The following is a 1,354-nucleotide window of genomic DNA, read 5'->3' on the forward strand; positions in this document are numbered from 1 at the left end:
ACTTTGAACCAGTTATTAATGAATTACAAGAAGTTTTGGTTAAACATAGGATATACCTATGCCAATTTGACCAAATAACAATACTATTAAAATCAAAAATCATACATGATTCAAGAATCCAAAAAGAGAAATAAGAAAAGGAGAAATTAAATTTGCAAATAGTAATTCAGAAAACAGAAACTTTAGACAATAAATCGCTATTTTTGATTTGGTTTGGGGATAGACAGATAGCCTTAAAAGAAGAAGAGCTTGAAGAACTAAACGAAAACATTAGATTGTTTGAATTAAATGATAAAGGAGCTGCTCCCAAAGTACCAATTCAAGAACAGCTAAAAACAAGAAAAGTTATTTCAAAAAATAACTACACTGATGAAGTTTCAATATATCATTCTATAAAAAGAAAATCTAATCATCAATAAAAGTAAATTTACCATGCTTTTCTAACTTAGATTTAATTTTTTTACAAGTTTTAATGGATGAATTTAGATGTTTCTTTTTATCTGCTGAAATAGAAGGATCATTTAATTCCCGATTAAGATCATCTATTTCATAGGCAACCATAGAATAGATTGCTGTTAACTCAGCATCAGAAAAAACAATATTTTTATTTGAAGACATAAATTAGCACACCCCTTTTGTATAATTCTACCATATATTGAGAATAAAAAGTTTAACCAAGGCAACACATACCAAATATGTGGATTGAATCATAATAAAATATTAAGAAATGGAGGGAGAGAATTGATTAATTTGGAAGAATACTTGTGCGAAGCTAAAATAGCTGCTTTAACATATCGTAAAAAGATGCGGTATAAGTATACATTTGATGAATTATATTCGGCTGCATGCATTGGGTTAATTAAGGCTAGAGACACTTATAGAGATGATAAAGGAACGTGTTTTAAGACTTGGGCGTCAAGAAAAATAAGGTGGTCAGTTTGTGATTACATTACTAGCGATAAAAGATTCAATGAGAAAAAAGGTGCAGCATATGGATCTGTGATTATATCACTAAACTATGAGGATAATGATTTATCAGAAAGAATTATAGGAGCTATAAGCTTTGAAGATGAATTACTTATAAAAGTAATGGTGGATCGGGCTTTAGAATCATTAGATGAAAGAAGTAGAAAAGTTATAAATTTAATTTATTATCGAGGCTTAACTTACAAAGAAGCCGGTGAGAAATTAAAGGTAAGTGAATCCACAGTTTGCAAAATCATAAAAACATCTTTATCTGTAATGAAGAGCTCAATAGAAAGTAAAAAGCCACAAGGATGCTGCAGAGCAATCCAAATGGCATAATCAAATAATCACATTTAGTATAACACATATTTGAAAATAAAAATAATTT

3 protein-coding genes are annotated in these 1,354 nt (G+C 28.9%); 2 read left to right on the top strand and 1 reads right to left on the bottom strand.

Annotated features, from left to right (window positions below; translation table 11 throughout):
* The first annotated feature begins 152 nt into the window (after positions 1-152).
* The gene (locus CLPUN_RS08140) at positions 153-419 is read left to right on the top strand and encodes a hypothetical protein (protein ID WP_077846804.1); all 267 of its coding nucleotides are present in this window, start codon (positions 153-155) and stop codon (positions 417-419) included.
* Here the strand turns inward: CLPUN_RS08140 and CLPUN_RS08145 are convergent.
* Positions 406-618 (bottom strand): hypothetical protein, encoded by a 213-nt coding sequence (locus CLPUN_RS08145; protein WP_077846805.1) that lies wholly within the window; start codon positions 616-618, stop codon positions 406-408. The genes CLPUN_RS08140 and CLPUN_RS08145 overlap by 14 nt on opposite strands.
* Before the next feature lie 123 nt (positions 619-741).
* Here CLPUN_RS08145 and CLPUN_RS08150 point away from each other — a divergent pair, with 123 nt between their 5' ends.
* The gene (locus CLPUN_RS08150) at positions 742-1,305 is read left to right on the top strand and encodes a sigma-70 family RNA polymerase sigma factor (RefSeq protein ID WP_077846806.1); all 564 of its coding nucleotides are present in this window, start codon (positions 742-744) and stop codon (positions 1,303-1,305) included.
* Positions 1,306-1,354: the final 49 nt, after the last annotated feature.

It is taken from the genome of Clostridium puniceum (genome assembly GCF_002006345.1).
Taxonomy (GTDB): Bacteria; Bacillota; Clostridia; order Clostridiales; family Clostridiaceae; genus Clostridium; species Clostridium puniceum.

Bases quoted from the DNA above. Each gene is read 5' to 3' on its own strand.
- CLPUN_RS08145 (WP_077846805.1), bottom strand. From the start codon at position 618: ATGTCTTCAAATAAAAATATTGTTTTTTCTGATGCTGAGTTAACAGCA.